The 18,100-nt window shown below is 47.0% G+C and carries 9 protein-coding genes; 3 read left to right on the forward strand and 6 right to left on the reverse strand.

Annotated elements, in window-relative coordinates; translation table 11 throughout:
• Window positions 1-27: 27 nt before the first annotated feature.
• Entirely contained in the window at window positions 28-2,643 is a 2,616-nt protein-coding gene (clpB, locus tag ACHKAR_RS06310) for an ATP-dependent chaperone ClpB (protein WP_395416630.1), read from the reverse strand.
• A 255-nt stretch (window positions 2,644-2,898) separates the two neighbouring features.
• On the opposite strand from clpB, the gene ACHKAR_RS06315 reads away from it, so the two are divergent.
• Window positions 2,899-3,804: a carboxylesterase family protein gene (locus ACHKAR_RS06315; RefSeq protein WP_395416631.1), complete on the forward strand. Its 906-nt coding sequence runs from the start codon at window positions 2,899-2,901 to the stop codon at window positions 3,802-3,804.
• A gap of 18 nt (window positions 3,805-3,822) precedes the next feature.
• Window positions 3,823-4,947, forward strand: a complete 1,125-nt coding sequence (locus ACHKAR_RS06320; protein ID WP_395416632.1) for a TRAP transporter substrate-binding protein — start codon at window positions 3,823-3,825, stop codon at window positions 4,945-4,947.
• Between the two features lie 71 nt (window positions 4,948-5,018).
• Here ACHKAR_RS06320 and ACHKAR_RS06325 read toward each other — a convergent pair whose 3' ends face one another.
• From ACHKAR_RS06325 to ACHKAR_RS06335, 3 genes are all read right to left on the reverse strand, one after another.
• Window positions 5,019-12,728, reverse strand: a complete 7,710-nt coding sequence (locus tag ACHKAR_RS06325) for an MBG domain-containing protein (protein WP_395416633.1) — start codon at window positions 12,726-12,728, stop codon at window positions 5,019-5,021.
• A gap of 124 nt (window positions 12,729-12,852) precedes the next feature.
• Window positions 12,853-14,505: a LuxR family transcriptional regulator gene (locus tag ACHKAR_RS06330; RefSeq protein WP_221413399.1), complete on the reverse strand. Its 1,653-nt coding sequence runs from the start codon at window positions 14,503-14,505 to the stop codon at window positions 12,853-12,855.
• Between the two features lie 133 nt (window positions 14,506-14,638).
• Entirely contained in the window at window positions 14,639-14,956 is a 318-nt protein-coding gene (locus ACHKAR_RS06335) for a rhodanese-like domain-containing protein (protein ID WP_159584249.1), read from the reverse strand.
• A gap of 85 nt (window positions 14,957-15,041) precedes the next feature.
• Here ACHKAR_RS06335 and ACHKAR_RS06340 point away from each other — a divergent pair, with 85 nt between their 5' ends.
• Complete coding sequence (locus ACHKAR_RS06340) at window positions 15,042-16,217, forward strand: trans-sulfuration enzyme family protein (protein ID WP_395416634.1); 1,176 nt, start codon at window positions 15,042-15,044, stop codon at window positions 16,215-16,217.
• Window positions 16,218-16,230: 13 nt separating this feature from the next.
• Here ACHKAR_RS06340 and ACHKAR_RS06345 read toward each other — a convergent pair whose 3' ends face one another.
• Together ACHKAR_RS06345 and ACHKAR_RS06350 are read right to left on the reverse strand one after the other, a co-directional pair.
• The gene (locus ACHKAR_RS06345) at window positions 16,231-17,535 is read right to left on the reverse strand and encodes a TRAP transporter large permease (protein ID WP_159584245.1); all 1,305 of its coding nucleotides are present in this window, start codon (window positions 17,533-17,535) and stop codon (window positions 16,231-16,233) included.
• Window positions 17,528-18,028 (reverse strand): TRAP transporter small permease subunit, encoded by a 501-nt coding sequence (locus tag ACHKAR_RS06350; protein WP_395416635.1) that lies wholly within the window; start codon window positions 18,026-18,028, stop codon window positions 17,528-17,530. The genes ACHKAR_RS06345 and ACHKAR_RS06350 overlap by 8 nt, the downstream gene beginning before the upstream one ends.
• Window positions 18,029-18,100: the final 72 nt, after the last annotated feature.

Consider the following 18,100-nt stretch of genomic DNA (forward strand, 5'->3'; position numbering starts at 1 on the left):
GCTTCGAAGGCTGGCTTCAGGTAAATTTTACTCAACTTCTACCTCATCGAGGTTAATAAACTCTATCGTGTTGTTTTCAGATAAAGTAACACCGATTACGGCATCCTTTAGAATCTTCCCACTGAGAATATCCTTGGATAGCTCATTGAGAATCTCTCGCTGCAAAACACGCTTAAGGGGTCGGGCTCCAAACTGAGGGTCGAAACCAATCTTACCTAGGTGATCCAGCACCTTGTTATCCGCTTCGATCTTGATGCCATTCTCTTCCAGTCTTTTCTGAATCAGCTTAAACTGGATCGCAACAATCTTTCTCAGATCTGCCTTACTCAGCGGTCTGAACATGATGGTTTCATCCACACGATTCAGGAATTCCGGACGCACAGATCGTTTGAGTAACTCAAAAACTTCTTTTTTGGTCTCTTCAATCAATCCTTCAGCATTTTCATCCGTCAGGTTTTCAAACCGCTCCTGAATCAGACCTGAACCGATGTTGGTGGTCATAATGATAATCGTATTCTTGAAATTGGCCACCCGGCCCTTATTATCCGTCAGTCGCCCATCATCCAGCACCTGCAGCAGGATGTTAAACACATCAGGATGCGCCTTTTCTATTTCATCAAGCAGAATCACACTGTAAGGTTTTCTCCTGACTGATTCAGTCAACTGTCCACCTTCATCATAGCCCACATATCCGGGAGGCGCACCTATCAGTCTACTCACGGCATGACGTTCCTGGTACTCAGACATATCTATGCGCACCATGGCGTTCTCATCGTTGAAAAGGTAATCAGCCAGTGCTTTGGCCAGCTCGGTCTTACCTACTCCCGTGGTACCCAAAAAGATAAACGATCCGATGGGCCTTTTGGGGTCGTGCAGACCAGCCCTGCTTCTGCGAACCGCATCAGCCACGGCCATGATCGCCTCCTCCTGACCTGCTACCCGCTTACCAAGCTCGGTCTCCAGATGCAAGAGTTTTTCCCGATCACTCTGGAGCATTTTAGACACTGGTATTCCCGTCCATCTGGCGATCACTTCAGCAATATCCTCACTGTCCACTTCCTCTTTTAGCAGAGATTTTTCACCCTGCATATCCGAAAGCTGTTGCTTATAGGCTTCTAGTTTCTTTTCTGACTCTACGATCTTACCATACCTGATCTCTGCTACCAGACCAAAATCACCAGAGCGCTCTGCCTGCTCAGCTTCTGTTTTGTAGCGCTCAATATTCTCCTTCTCCTGCCTTAGGCCCTGGATTACTGCTTTCTCATTTTCCCACTTAGCTTTCAGCTCATTTCGTCTGCCCGTAAGGTCTGCGATCTCCTTACTCAGCTCATTCTCCTTCTGCTTATCCTTTTCCCTGCGAATAGCCTCCCGCTCGATCTCCAGCTGCATGATTTTCCGGTTCAACTCATCCAATTCCTCAGGCAGTGAGTCTATTTCTATCCGAAGCTTAGAAGCTGCCTCGTCCATCAGGTCAATCGCCTTATCCGGTAAAAACCGATCAGAGATGTACCTGTTGGAAAGCTCGACAGCCGCTATAACGGCATCATCCTTTATCCTTACTCCATGGTGTACTTCGTATTTGTCCTTAATACCCCGAAGAATTGAGATGGCATCTGGAACAGATGGTTCGTCTACGATCACTGACTGAAACCTGCGCTCCAGCGCTTTATCCTTTTCTATATATTTCTGATACTCCTTGAGCGTAGTGGCTCCAATGGCATGAAGCTCTCCACGTGCCAGGGCCGGTTTCAGTAAATTGGCGGCATCCATGGCTCCTTCGCCTCCTCCTCCGGCACCGATCAGGGTGTGGATCTCATCTATGAACAAGATGATCTCACCATCGCTATCTGTCACCTCTTTGATCACGGCTTTCAGACGCTCCTCAAACTCTCCCTTGTATTTGGCTCCTGCCACCAGGAGTCCCATGTCCAGAGAAATAATAACCTTGGATTTCAACGTCTCAGGCACGTCTCCGTCCACGATTCGCTGCGCCATTCCCTCCACAATTGCTGTTTTTCCTACGCCGGGTTCTCCGAGCAGAATTGGATTGTTTTTGGTCCTCCTGGCCAGGATTTGGAGCATGCGCCTGATTTCCTCATCGCGCCCAATTACCGGATCAATCTTACCCTTTTTGGCCAGCTCGTTGAGGTTAATGGAATAGCGCTCCAAAGACCGATATTTAGACTCAGCATTCTGGTCAGTAACCTTATCTCCTCCACGTAGTTCCTTGATCGCCTTGATGAGTGGCTTCTCCTCAAACCCTACATCCTTCAACACCTGGGCAGTCTTATCACCCCCGGCAAGAAGGCCCAAAATAATATGCTCCACGGCCACATACTCATCTCCAAAATCCTTGAGGTATTTCTCAGCTTTTTGTAAGGCCTGGTGTGCCTGACTGGATAGGTAAGGTTGACCACCTGAAACCTTAGGATAGGTATTGATGAGCTCATCCAGCTTACCATCTAGCAGCTGCCTGGTCGCTCCCAGCTTCTTCAGCAAAAATGAGATCAGGTTTTCATCAGACACCAGAATCGCCTTCATGAGGTGACCTGTTTCGATGACTTGCTGACCACTCCCGCTGGCTATTTCCGTAGCCTTTTGTAGGGCCTCCTGTGATTTTATTGTATAGTTATTGAAGTTCATCTTCGTATGATTAATACATTTAATTACTGTCTTGTATCTGCTGATTCACAAATGCTATTCCAATGAGCAAATTGGACTATTTCAAGACAAAATGACAGGTAAACACTCCTCTTTCAGCAAAAAGAAGCCAAGAAGGCAGCATAATCCAAGATCAGAATGAATTTTCGGGTCAGCCACATGATTAATTATTCACAATAGATTTTTTTCCTGTATTTTTCAAAATCAACCAGTTTTCAGTTCACAGATCCAATAATCATGAAGAATCTATACATCGTGTTGGCCATAGCTCTGCTAGCCAGCTGCCAGCCCAAATCAACTACGCCGGATCAGCTCCTGCGGGTACCTTATCAGAGCACCGCCATGAAGGTGGAACGTGATTTCTTCGTGTACCTGCCTGCAGGCTACGAAGAGTCCGAAAAAGATTTCCCGGTATTGCTTTTCCTACATGGAAACGGAGAACGGGGTGACGGGAAAGCCGAGCTGGACTACGTGAAAGCTCACGGCCCCCTTTATGAAGTTTGGGCTCAGAAAAAAGAGCTACCCTTCATTTTAATTGTTCCACAGCTCCCCATGTATGGGATGGATAGCCTGGCAGACTATATTAGAAATCGCACACCCGATCAAATACCTCAGCGACTGGAAACAGGCGTGCCTCCTCGTCCAGGAAAGTTTCCCACACCTGAAATCATGAGTGGCGATCCTCAGGACACCTCTTTCAATGTTGGAGTGGAAGGCCTTCCAGTAGGGTGGCCAATGGTGGAAGATGACCTCCTCTGGATGATTGATCATGTGCTGACCAACTATAAAGCCGATGCTTCCAGGCTGTACCTCTCAGGGCTCAGCTATGGTGGATTTGGTAGCTGGTATATGGCCAGCAAGCACCCCGATCTTTTTGCAGCAGTTGCGCCTGTAGTAGGCTGGGGACACCCCGGCCTCATGGAACCCATCGGCGAAAATCAAATTCCCGTATGGGCATTTGCAGGAGGTAGAGATCCGGTGGTCAGGGCTAAATATTTCTATGCGGGCATCAACAAACTGGAGGAATTAGGCCTAAAAGAGCTAAGATTTACGGTACATGAGGACATGGGCCATGATGCCTGGACCCGCATCTATGCCGGGGATGACTTATACAATTGGTTCCTGGAATTCGAAAAGGAATAAGATAACCTTCACCACAATATGACATCCAAAAAAGGAAATAAGGACCGCCGTGACTTTGTGAAAAAAATAGGTGGGTCCATGGCAATGGTGGGCACAATGGGACTGGCAGCCTGCACGCCTGAAGAAAAGAAATCCATCAACATCAATTTCAACAATACCTACAGGTGGAAAATGACCACTACCTGGCCCCCTAACTTTCCCGTGGTGGGTGAGGGCTGCAAAATGATGGCCCAATGGGTGAGGAAGATGTCTGGTGGTCGGATGGAAATCACTGTCTATGGAGGTGGAGAACTCATACCGGCTCTGGAGGGCTTTGATGCAGTGAGCAATGGAGCCGTGGAGATGAACCATGGAGCGGCATATTACTGGGCGGGTAAACTTCCGGCAGCACCTTTTTTTACCTGCGTGCCTTTTGGGATGAATGCTCAGCAAATGGGCTCGTGGATCATTTCGGGAGGCGGCCAGAAACTTTGGGATGAGCTGTACGCGCCTTTTGATCTGAAACCTTTTATCTGTGGCAACACCGGAGTGCAAATGGGGGGTTGGTTCAATAAAGAAGTGAATTCTCTGGAAAGCCTTAAGGGATTGAAAATGCGCATGCCTGGACTGGGCGGAAAAGTATTTGCCAAAGCAGGGGGGACACCGATGCTCGTATCTGGTGGCGAGATTTATACCAATCTGGAACGCGGTGTGATTGATGCCACTGAGTGGATTGGCCCGTATCACGACTATAAAATGGGGCTCCATCAGGTAGCCAAATACTACTATTATCCAGGCTGGCATGAGCCGGGGCCGGTATTGGAGATGATCGTGAACAATACAAAATATCAGGCCTTGCCGGAAGACCTTCAGGAAATCATCATAACGGCATGCTATAGACTGAACCGCTGGATGATGTCAGAATTTGATGCCAAAAACGGGGAGTATCTCCTGAAAATACTGGAAGAAAAGAAGGTGGATGTGAGGCCTTTTCCTGACGAGGTGATGCAAGGCCTGAAGGAAGCCACCAAAGAAGTGCTGGAAGAACTTACCGCTTCTGACCCCATGTCCAAAAAAGTCTACGAGCACTATTCCGCTTTCAGAAAGCAGATCAAGCCGTGGATGGACATTAGTGAGAAAGTGTTCTACGATCAGATCGGATAATCCCTAAGCGAATAAAAAAAGGCGGCTCCCTGGGAGCCGCCAATAAAGCCAACCAAGTGGTCAGCGCTGCCCTAGTCAATGACTATTCGCCTTAGTACCTTTCTGTTGAGGGTTTGTATGGCCAGCATATAGACCCCTCCCGGAAGATGAGAAACCTCTACTGTGTCCTTTGATATCTCCTGGTGTACCATGCGACCATCCAAAGCCATGATGGTAATATTTACTTCCTGATCCAGTCCCTTGATGAACAGACGCTCTGATACCGGATTTGGATAGACCTCAACCTGCACATCATTGAGAGCAGACAATGGCCGGCTGATTGTGAATACTCCCTCAGCGTTTCCTTTGTAATTGGCTTCATCAATCACCACTTTGAAATCATAGGCTCCAGCCTCCGAAGGCTCACTACCTGCGGCAAACTCGATGATGTAATTCAGACCCTCCGGGGTAGTGGTGACCACAGGACTCTGCGGACTGCCGTTATAGCCTACCTCCAGCTCACTCAGTGTAATCAAGGCTTCTGCTTTGCCGACGGTCAATACGGCATGTTCATAGGATATCTCATAGTCTGATGAAGCTGCGCCATCCACCTTGATGGTATATGCTCCAGCATCAGAAGAGCTTGTCGCAATAGTGGTCAACACCGGGCTGATTTCCAGGTCGGACTCATCATCGCCATGCACAAATCCGGTGATGGTATAGGTGAGTGGAGGGATAGGATCTCCGTAGGTGATGGATTGGTTATGAGCACTGATTTGAAGGTTTGCCTTACCAATCGTCAGATTTCCAGCCTCATACTCAAATGTATAATTACCAGAAAGTGCTCCGGATCCGGTAATTTCATAAGTCCCTGCACCGCTGGTTTCCTGTGCCGTAGTGGCCATCACCGGAAGTACATCAAGCACCGTGGCATCTTCGCCGTGTACAAACCCGGAAATGGTATAGGTCAGTTCGGGAATGGCTTCTCCATAAATAAGAGATTGATCATCAGCACTGATTTGAAGGTTTGCTTTACCGATGGTCAGATTTCCAGACTCATACTCAAATGTATAATTCCCCGAAAGCGCTCCGGAACCGGTAATTTCATAAGTCCCTGCTCCGCTAGTCTCCTCTGCGGTGGTGGCCATCACCGGAAGTACATCAAGCACCGTAGCATCTTCGCTGTGCACAAACCCCGAAATGGTATAGGTCAGCTCAGGAATGGCTTCTCCATAGATAAGAGATTGATCATCGGCACTGATGGTGAGCTGTGCTGGATTCACTTCAAGTATTCCGGCTTCATACACAAACACATAGTTCGCGGCAGCACCATTGGCCACTGTGATGAGGTATTCTCCAACCGGGCTCATCGCCGTAGCCTCCGTTGTGATTTCCGGCACGGAAGCCAATGCAGTCACATCCTCGTCATACACAAACCCGGCAATTTCATAACTCAACTCCGGTAGACTCTCTCCATATGTCATGGTTTCACTCTCCGCGGTAACGGTCAGTGTCGCCTGTGTAATGTCAAAGGTGCGTGACACTGTACTGGCGGCATGGTAAATATCATCCGCGTCTACAGTGGCCTCGATGACCACAGATCCTGCTCCGGTTATCGTCAACAGGTTTCCATTCTTAACCACCGGACCGCTGACCAGGGTAAACTCCACGTCATTGCCTGACGTACTGGTAGAAGAAAGAACAATAGGTTCCGCTCCATAGACTACATCGGGTAAGGCCGCGAAGGAAATGACCTGATCCAGTTTTTCAATAGTCAAAATACCGCTGACAAATTCAAATGCATAGTTGGTAGCCTCAGCGCCTGATACCAGTATGTCATAATCACCCACCGGCGAAGTACTGGTGGCCGCGGTATTAATAATCACCTGACTGGTGAAAACACTTTCATCCTGATTGTTGGCAAACCCCGTGATTTCGTAGGTGAGCTCAGGTAGATCTTCGCCATAAAGGATAGACTGATCATCAGCAGTCACTGTCAAAAGCGCTTTCTGAATGGTCAGTACAGCCTGCTCATAAGTGAAATTGTAATTATCTGATGCCGCTCCGCTCACATTGATGGTATAGGTGCCAACTGCCGAAGCAGAACTGGCTCCTGTGGTCAAAATGGGTAGTGTAGTCAAGTCTGTTTCATCTTCACCAGTAATGAATCCGGCGATCTCATAGGCAAGGTTACCTACTGTTTCACCATACTTCATTTCATGATCCAAAGCAGAGACTATGAGGTCTGCTTTACCAATGGTGAGCACAGCCTCTTCCAATAGGAACGTATAATTGTCGGCTGTGCCTTCAGACAGCTCTATAGCATAATTACCGGCACCGGATTCGGCGGTAGCGGGGGTACTGATTTCTGGGTTGTCATCGAGTGCTGTCTCATCCTCTCCATTGACAAACCCCGAAATGGTATAGGTCAGAGAGGGAATGGCTTCTCCATAGGTGATTTCAGCGTCTGCTGCAGTCACCGTGAGTACGGCAGGGCTTATTTCAAAACTCCTCTGAACAGAAACTGCTGCTGCATATTCACTGTCGCCGGCTTGATCGGCCTGAAGGGTAACCAAACCTGTTCCAAGGATGCTTATTTCATTTTCCGAGAGAGAAATCAGGTCTTCACCCGTAACAAAGCTCAGATCCACAGGAAGTCCGGAGGAAGCAAACACGGAGATATCAAAAGCTTCATCGCCGTAGATTTTATCGGGTATGCTTTCAAAGGTGATAGACTGGAGAGATTTCACGGTGACCGAAACGGTATAAGATTTGGTGAAAAATCCGCTTTCAGAGGTGACCGTATAAACCACAGGATCAGTGAAGTTTTGCGAACCAAGAGGTGAAACGGTAGCTCCTTGTGGCACTTCGATGGTGGGCTCCAGGCTGGTGACATCCGTGCCATCTTCCACAGAAATCATGATCGTTTCACTCTCACCATCAATCACCTCATCTCCCTCCTGAAAAGGCAGGTCAAAGGATAAAATCTCAGCCTCAAAATTCTCACAGGCTACGGTAGTGAAAGTTAGCTGTTCATCGTAAAAATAATTCGCCTCGGCATATGCCACATCATCCACTAGTGCACAATACAGATCAGGGTTGTCCTCCAGTGCTACCTCATAGACACTTCCCAGGGTTGCTTTTTTGAGTGGGTTTTCATTCAGGTTTACAACAGCGTTAACACCAGTGATCTCTGACAGATCGATCGAATCCAAGTCATTCAAAGAGAGGTCCAAAAAGAAATCAGACCCAGTCACACCAGTGAAGTCCACAGACTTTAACTTGTTTCCCCTGAGGTAAACGTTAAGACTTGAATTGGTCATCCCACTCAGGTCAATGGATTCCAGTAGGTGATAATCCAGCGTGACATCTGATAATTCCCCTCCTTTGGGAAGTAACACTTGTGTGAGCGATCCATAATCTTCAGGAGTAGGATCTCCTCCCTCCAAACCGTTGGCTGATGCATAGAGTAAATACAGCAGCTCATTTTGAGACACATCCAGGGAGGTCAGTTTCTTGGCTCCCTCCAGCCTAAGGTCTTCGAGCAGGGACAGGTGGGAAACTTCCAGCGTAGTGATCTCTGCACCTGAAAGATCAACCTCTACCAACAGTTCATTCGCCGACAAATCAATACTCGCCAGGGGATTGCCATACAGATACAGGTAAGCCAGGTTGGTATTGGCACTAAGATCAATTCCTGTCAAGCTATTGTCACTGAGGTTCAGGTTTTCCAGGTTTACACTGGATGAAAGATCGATAGAAGCGATCCCGCAATTTCTCAGATACAGTCTGTTCAACTCGGGATAAGTGGTCAAATCCACCCCACCCAACTCAATATTACTTAGGGAAAGCACCTCCAGGTTTACATTCTGACTGAAGTCAACAGACTGAACATTATGCGACCCATAGATATTGATCTCTGTGAGTGCCTGGTGTGGAGAGAAATCAAAGTTTTCTATCAGGCTACCGGAGTAGCGGATTCCGGAGATGTTGGTAAAGGCCTCCAGCCCGGTGATGTCCTCGGTATTGGAATGAATTGTCACTAAACCAGTGTATGCATCCGCTTCAGCATAAGTAATATCTCCACTGCTGTTCACATCTGCGGCATAAAGGCTAGTATGCATATAATAGTCCGGGATGTAAACCACGTCATTGGGATCACAATACCTGGCAAACCCAACTCCCTCATCCACATTGGTCCAGTTGGCTTCCGCATATGCCGGATCATCCACTTTGATACAGGTGAGATCAGGATTGCCTGTGGCGTTGAATACTGTGAAATTCTCATTGTTTTGGTTGGCCACATCCAATGCAGTCAGACTGTTATTCGCTGCGCTGAACGAGATTAAGGCCCTATTTCTGCGCACATCGATGGCTGTCAAAAGATTATTATCCGCCACCAGCCCAATGGCATTGATGAAGTACTGAATCCCTTCCAGGCTGGCAATTTCTTCTCCACTCACATCTATTGTCCCCTCAAAAGCTTCGGCCTCACTCATTCTGACTTCTCCATCTCCATTGTCCTCTATCATGGACAAAAGAGCACTCTTGAAATTGGCATCTGGAATGACCACCAGAGGATCATCACAATTAGTGTCAAAGAAGACTTCTTCGTCTACCATGTCAGAGAAGTTGTCATAGAAATAATCTACATCATCCACATTGATACAGGTGAGGTTTTGGTCTATATATCCGATGTTACGGGCTTCGAAGACAGTGATTTTATCATTGTGCCCATTCCTGATATCCAGGAATGTCATACGCGCGTTATCCAGGTCAATATGTGTGAGGTTGGGGTTCATACTTAGGTCTAGTGAAGAGAGGTATCCACTGGCAGCATAGATCTTGATCAGCTTGTGGTTGGCGGTGAGATCCACAGTAAATAGTGGATAAGTGGAGTTGATATCTAGCTCTGTGATATTCTGAAACGCCTCAATGCCGCCAATGCTGCTATGGCTATAGCCATCAGTGAGCTTTCCGGTCACCGCCTCAGCTTCACTCAGCTGTATCTCATCGTCATCATTGAGATCGTATCCCTTGAAAATCGCATGATTTTTAAAAGTTTCATCCTCAAAATTCACTGCACAATCGGTACTGAAGCCCACCCCTTCCGGGATGCCAACCCAGTTGTTTTCAGCATAGGTGGGATCATCCACATTGATACACAGCAGGTCAGGATTTCCTGCCAGACTCAGTGTAGTAAAATTTTCATTGTTGCCATTGTTTAGCTTAAGGATAGTTAATCCCACATTTTGCGCACTGAGCGACTCAAGGGAGCTGTTTTCAGAAAGGTCGAGCCTCAGAAAATCGTTATCATCCAGTATCAACGCATCAATGCTACTAAATGCCTCCAGTCCGGCAGCATTACGGATCCCCAGGCTTGACAAATCCAAGGCCCCTGTGAATACCGCAGCTTCACTGGTTTCGATGATCTGATTCGCATTGAGGTCAATAGCTGGCTCATAGGCTAGTAATGCCTCCAGTAACTTTGGATCTACTACATTAATGGAAGGGTCATCGCAGTTATGGTCATAGCCAACTCCAGCGGGAACATTGATGTAAGTAGCTCCAAAATCAACATCATACACCGATATACAGGTCAAATCGTCATTTCCTGTGGCATTCAGATAATTGACATTTTTTCCTACATTGATATTCAAAGAGGTAAGTTCATTATTCCTGCAGTCCAGATAGTTCAGAGCATTCCCATTGCTAAAATCGAGCGAACTCAACGAATTATTTGGCAACTGAACAGTCTGGAGAGCCGGAGAATTACTCAAATCGAGGGTAGTTAATAAGTTATCACCCAAATTAAGTTGGCTCAACAGTGGCAGTCCGCTGGGATCGAAGGTAGTCAGTTGATTGTTAAAGGCACTTAGGCTAAATATGTCAGGATTGGCAGACAGATCCAGTTCTGTGAGCAGATTATTATTACAGTTGAGACTCCTCAAATTGGGCAACATGCTCACGTCCAATGAAGTGAACTCACCGCCATCACATCCCAACGTAATCAATGAGGTATGAGGCGTAAAATCGAAAGTTCCTGTCAGTGGGTTTCTTCCATAATCCAATACCAACAATGTGGCTTCTGTGGAGAGCGAGAGAGTGGTCAACTCATTTCCCTGACAGTACAAAGTGGACAAATTATCGTTTTGGCTTAAGTCGAGCCCTGTCAGGTCGTTGTTGTAGATATAAAGTGTGGTCAACTGAGAATTATTGCTCAGGTCCAGGGTTGTGAGGGCATTGTTTGAGAGGTACAAAGACTTCAAATAGGCGTTTTGGGAGACATCCAAATCCGTCAATCCACAATACTCTGCCGAAAATTGGGAAATAAAAGGATTAAGACTAAGATCAAGTTCGGAAATCGTATTGCCATTGATACTTAATGTGGAGATCTTTCCGAACCCTTCCAGACCAGCCAGATTGGTAATGCTCTTATAAGATAGCTCCAATGCCCCACTGAATGATGTAGCCTCGCTTACCTGAATCTCATCGTCATCATTGGTGTCTATGACGGGATTATGGGCCAACAGCGCATTTTTAAAATTCGTATTGGGGATATTGAGCACACAGTTCACATCAAACCCTGCTCCGGCAGGTATATCTGTCCAGTTGGAAGTAGAGTAATCCGCATCATCTACCGTAATACACGTGAGGTCGTCATTCCCTGTCGCGTCAAAACTTACAAAGTTGGTGTTGTTGCCATTGGCCACCGAAAGAATCAACAGCTCATTGTTTGCTACGTTTACAGTTGTCAGGGCGGCATTCTCACTCAAAGTCAACACCTTGATTGCATTACCAGACAGATTAAGGGAAGTGGCATTCTCAAAAGCTTCTATGCCGAGTGCTGTGGAGATACCCAGTCCACTGAGATCCAGTGCCCCGGTGTAGGCCAGAGCCTCGCTTTGGCGAATCTCTCCATCGTCGTTGGTGTCAATATCGGGAGTGTAAGTCAGCAATGCTTCCTTGAGATTGGCGTCAGGAATCCCTACTATTGGGTCGGCACAGTTGTCATCAAAACTCACCCCGGCATCTACATAAAGGGTAACTCCATTCATTGCCGGGTCATCTACCTGGATGCAGGTAAGTGCTGGATTGTTGAGTGTGTAGAGGTAAATAATTGACCCGGTGCCATTTTTGGCATTCAGGCTGGTGAGGTTATTGTTCTGACAGAACAGGTATTGCAGATTGGTCAGACCACTGACATCCAGAGTGGTCAACTCACTATCATTGCAATACAGATGTGTCAGCTCTGAAAAAGACGTGAAATCAAAAGATGAACTCAGAGGATTGCCTCCATAGCCCAGGACTTTGAGTGACCCTGTGAGATGACTCAAGTCGATACTGCTGATATTGTTGCTTCCAAAATGTAAATATTTCAGCGCTACATTCTGACTCACATCAATGGTACTCAACTGATTATTGAAAGTATTAAGAGTATCCAGCAAGAGATTTTGAGTAACATCTAGTGTCGTAAGCTGATTATTATAACAAAACAAGCGTGTCAAGGCTATATTAGCGGTCACATCCAGGGCTGTAAGCTGATTAGCTCCGCAATTGAGTTTGGTGAGGTTTACAAAGGCTTCAATGCCCGTGAGATCAGCAATGCTTTTATTGAAAACGCTGAGCTCTCCGGTAAAAGCCTCGGCTTCACTCACCTGAATCTGATTGTCTCCATTGGTATCAATCGTCGGGTTATGAGCAAGAATGGCCGCCTTAAAATTGGCGTCAGGAATCGTCACATTCTGCGCATGAGTAGCCACGGCAGATGTCAGAATTAGAATGGTTAGGAACTTTTTCATAGGGCAAATAAATTTTCGGTTTGTGACAGTGAAAGTGGTCACAGAATCCAAAAAATTACCTAACCCCATGGGGTAGTTTTGCACCTACCCGGCCGGGTAGTTTTTGCAACTAATTAATTATCAACTACTTAGATGAAGACTTCATAGCCATCTTCAGGGCTTCCTTGCGGTTAGCTACCCCGAGTTTGGAGTAAATATTCTTTAGGTGAAACTTCACGGTATTGACGGAAACAAACACTTTTTCCGCAATTTCTGTATTGGTAAGATCGGAAAGCGCAAACTTCAACACCTCAAGCTCTCTCTCCGAGAGCGGATCCTGAATAGAGTCATTGAGTTGCTGGATTTCAATTCCAAGATCCTCCGCACTTCCATCCACAAGGCTCCTGATCTGAAGTCGAAGTTCATTGACTTGAGCCGTGAGCAAGCTTTTCTGAAGCCTATTACTTCTTCGAATTGAAAGAATCACAATCAACCCCACCACCAGCAATAAAAAAATCACGGTAAGCAAAAGCACAATGTTTTGCTTGCGCTCGGCCAGTTGAAGCTCAGCCACCAGAGCCTTGGCTTCCAGCAAGGCTATTTGTTGCTCTTTTTGATTGGTTTGATATTCTCTGTCCAACACCAAAATTGCCCTCTGTTTATCTCGCTTAGACAAAGTATCTCTGATGGCCTGATACCTTTTGTAGTAAGTCAACGCATCTTTCTGATTACCATAGCGCTCCTGTTCGCTGGCCATTTCGCGATAGACCAGTGCCTGGTCTTCGAGTAGGCCGTTTTCTTCCGCAATAAGTGCAGCCTGTATCAATAAATAGTCTGCCCGGTCCTTATTGGACAGGCCATTATGAGCCTGGGCCAGCGCCAAAGCAGATGCCACCTGATACTGACCCTGCCCCACTTCTTTGAAGTAATTGTAGCATAAATTTCCTACACGGGTAGCGGCCGGAAATTCCCCCTTTGCATTGAAAATTTTGGTTTTGGTAATCCACTGTTTGGCCAGACTCAGGCTGTCATTGAGGTCTATGGCCGCTTCTTCTGCCATTCGGCTATAAAAAGTGGCGCTATCCAATTCTCCCATTTTTAAATAGGCCTCACTTAATTTTCCTAAACGAAGTACATGGGTATTGTGATTGCCCGCTTTGGTGCTCTTTACCTTCAGGGCTCTTTTGTAATAGTCAACTGCCTGAGGATACTCCATGATAGAACACTTCAAATCACCAAGATTAACCAGGTCATAAGCCAGGGCGGTGCTGTCATTTAGGGCAAAATCAATCGCATAGCCTTCGTTGTAATAGGCGGCTGATTCCTGATACATACCCAAATGACTATACAAAGTGCCCAAATGAGCCAATTGATTGGATATCTCCAATGAGTCATCGGCCGCCCGACATATAGATAGGGCCATCTTGTAGTAGGGTATGGCATCCAGATACTTGCCGAGATACTTGTAAGTAAATCCTGTGTGACTGTAGCTCTCTATCAGGTAAACCGTATCCAGCGGATACTCATCCAGCACCGACACTGTCAGCAGGTAATTCTCAAGGGATTCCTCCACCTGGTTGAGAAAATAAAGGGCATCGGCTTTGATCTGATAAATTCTGGACAGATTCTCTGGCTCTCCTTTCAAAATAGAATCCGCCTTTTCAACCACGAGTTGATACTTCTCCTGATTGTATAAACTGAGCAGATACGACTCGCTGGATTGCCCCATACATCCGCTATAGGAAAACCATAGGATGAAGAAGCCGTAGCGGGCGATCGCCGGAAATGAATTAGACATACTTTAGGCAGCTGGGTAGAATAATCTTAATCTAATATAAAACTAGACAAAAACAGGAAAACAGCCTCTACTCTGCCCCAAACAAAAACACCGCCTTACAGCGGTGTTTCGTCAAATATTCATTGGTGACAGCTCAGTATTTCTGCACGCTTGGGTCTATCTCATCTGACCAGGCAAGGATTCCTCCCGCCAGGTTATACAGGTTGTCAAACCCATGCTGCTGCTCCAGGTACTGGATGGCATTAGCACTTCGCTTACCACTGCGGCAGTGCACCACCACTTTTTTCTCTTTTGAGAACTTATCTGCGTTGTCTGGCACAGTAGACAATGGGATCAATTCCCCACCGATTTCGGCCACCTCAAATTCATTGGGCTCCCGCACATCGATGAGTTGAAAATCTTCACCACTATCCATCATTTGTTTCAGTTCTTTTACGCTTATCTCTTTCACTACTTTAGATTTAAGGTTTATTTACATATTTGCATTCCAAAAAAATCACCCCGCTTTTTTATAACGAGCCCTAAAGATAAATCCGATGAGCGACAAAAAGTTCGAAACCGCGGCAATAAGACATCAAATAGAGCGATCTTCTCAAAAAGAGCACTCTTCTCCTATCTACATGACTTCCAGCTTCAAGTTTGACGATGCGGAGGACGCCCGATCGCTATTTGCTGAAGAAAAGGAAGGAAATATTTATTCTCGCTATTCCAACCCGAACACGGACGAGTTTATCCAGAAGCTATGCCTGCTGGAAGGCGCCGAAACGGGTATGGCGATGGCCTCCGGAATGGCCGCTATGTTTACCAGTCTGGCGGCCTTCCTCAGCAGTGGCGACCATGTGGTAGCATCGCGTTCACTTTTTGGATCCACGCATCAGATTCTCACCAAACTCTTACCCAAATGGGGCATCTCCAGCACGTATGTGGATATTCTGGATGATGCTGGCTGGGAAAAGGCCATTCAGCCCAACACCAAAATGATCTTCCTCGAGACTCCAAGCAATCCTGCTTTGGATCTGGTAGACCTGGAGAAAATCTGTGCGCTTGGCAAGTCCAAAGGCATTCTGGTAAATGTGGACAATTGCTTTGCCACGCCCTACCTGCAAAACCCTATCAAATGGGGCGCAGACATTGTCACTCATTCGGCTACCAAGTTCATCGATGGACAGGGCCGGGTAATTGGTGGGGCCATTGTTACTACTGAGGAGCTCTTTCCTGAAATCAAATTTATGGCGCGACACACCGGTCCATCCATGTCACCCTTCAACGGTTGGCTGCTGTCCAAAAGTCTGGAAACCCTGGCCGTGCGCATGGACAAGCACTGTGACAATGCCCTGAAACTGGCTCAACACCTGGAAGGGCATTCGGCACTCAAGCAGGTTCGGTATCCGTTTTTACCATCATTCCCACAGTACGAGCTGGCCAAAAAGCAAATGCGACTTGGTGGTGGTATAGTGACTTTTGAGCTTAAAGGGGGAATTGATCAGGGCAGAAAGTTTCTCGATGCATTGGAAATGATCTCACTGTCTGCCAACCTGGGTGACACGCGTACCATTGCTACGCATCCTGCCTCTACCACCCATAGCAAACTTTCCGAAGAGGAGAGATTGGCCGTGGGCATTACCCCCGGTCTTGTGAGAGTATCCGTAGGCCTGGAGCATATGGACGACATCATTGCTGATGTAGAGCAGGCATTGGACCGATCCAAATAGGCAGTCACCGTCTCTACAGCAACATGCTGGTCATCTCCGGGAAAATCACCAGCAAGATCAAAAAAGCAATCTGAATCAGCACGAAAGGGATGATTCCCTGATAAAGGTGGCTGGTTTTCACCTCTGGTGGGGCCACGCCTTTCAGGTAAAAAAGCGCAAAACCAAACGGAGGGGTAAGAAAAGAAGTCTGCAGATTGACGGCCAGTAAGATCCCAATCCAGATCAGGTCTATGCCCATGGCCACAAAAAGAGGTGCTACCACAGGCACTATGATGAAAACAATTTCGATGAAGTCTATAAAAAAACCGGCCACAAACACCAGTACCATCACCAAAAAGAGAAAAGCATAAGGACTCATATCTGCCCGCTCTATCAATCCCAGAAATAATTTATCGCCCTCCAGGCCCCTGAATACAAGGGAAAATGCTGTAGCGCCCACCAGGATCATAAAGACCATAGAGGTAAGCAGTGTGGTTTCTCTCATCACCTCTTTCAGCACAGGCATAGTGAGCTTGCGCTGTGACAGTGTGAGTAATATGGCCCCAAAGGCTCCTACTCCGGCGGCTTCTGTAGGAGAAGCAATTCCTGCAAAAATGGACCCCAATACCGCCAGAATCAGGAGAAAAGGAAAAACAAAAGACTTCACTAACTCTCCGGAAAAGCCCCTTTCCCGAAAGGCAGACACTTCAGCTTTGGGCATGGCTGGCGCCCTACCGGGAAATACCTGCGCATAGATAACAATGTAAAGTACGTAACAGACTACCAGACCAACCCCGGGAATCACGGCGGCCAAAAACAAGTCACCCACCGGCACATTGAGGACGCTACCCAGCAGCACTAATACTACCGAAGGGGGAATAATCTGCCCCAGGGTACCGGAAGAAGCAATCACTCCGGTGCTCAACCTCGGGCCATATCCACGCTTCAGCATAGTGGGCAAGGAAATCAACCCCATGGTGACCACCGTGGCACCAACGATACCGGTGGAGGCAGCCAGCATAGCCCCCACAATGACCACAGAGATGGCTAAGCCACCTCTGAACCTGCCAAAAAGTAGCGCCATGGTTTCCAGAAGGCGCTCGGCGATCCCGGATTTCTCCAGCATGATCCCCATAAAAACAAACAAGGGTACCGCCAGCAAGACGAAGTTTTGCATGGTACCATATACCCTGAGTGCCAGGAGATAAAAGAAGTCTACGTCAAAGACCACAATGCCCACCAACACCGAGAGGCCTCCAAGGGTAAATGCTACCGGAAAGCCAAACAGGATCAGGACAAAAATGGTGGCAAACAAAATAATCGGGAGATACTCAATCATGACTCAAGATGGTCTTCAGCGATTTCAAAATAATGGAAACACCCTGCAAGCCCAGGAGTAAAAAGCCAACCGGGATCGTCGACTTTATGATAAATCTGGCTGGCAAGCCGCCAGGATCAGGACTGGTTTCACCCATCAGGTAGGCATTTTTAGTAAACTGATAGCCCTCGCCAATGCCTATCACACAGAGGGGGATCAACAAAAACAAACACCCGATCAAATTCACCACGGCCTTTTGACGATCCGAAAATCGTTGATAAAAGACATCTACCCGCACATGCTTGTCCTGATGGAGTGTCCACCCGGCAGAGAGTAAAAACAGGGCAGCAAACAAGTGCCATTCCAGCTCGAAAGAAGCCGAAGAGGTCATGTGAAAGGTGTACCGAAGCGCCACATCTATGATGATAATTACCACCAACAGGAGACTCAGCCAGCTCACGCTCTTGCCAACATACTCATTGACCCCATCAATCCATTCTGAAATTCTGATCACATTTTTAATTTTTTTGAAGTTTCATGCTACCGCCAGCACCAATATATCCGCCATTTATCAAAAAATACATTA

Origin of the sequence: Marinoscillum luteum (genome assembly GCF_044005705.1) — a bacterium.
Taxonomy (GTDB): Bacteria; Bacteroidota; Bacteroidia; order Cytophagales; family Cyclobacteriaceae; genus Marinoscillum; species Marinoscillum luteum.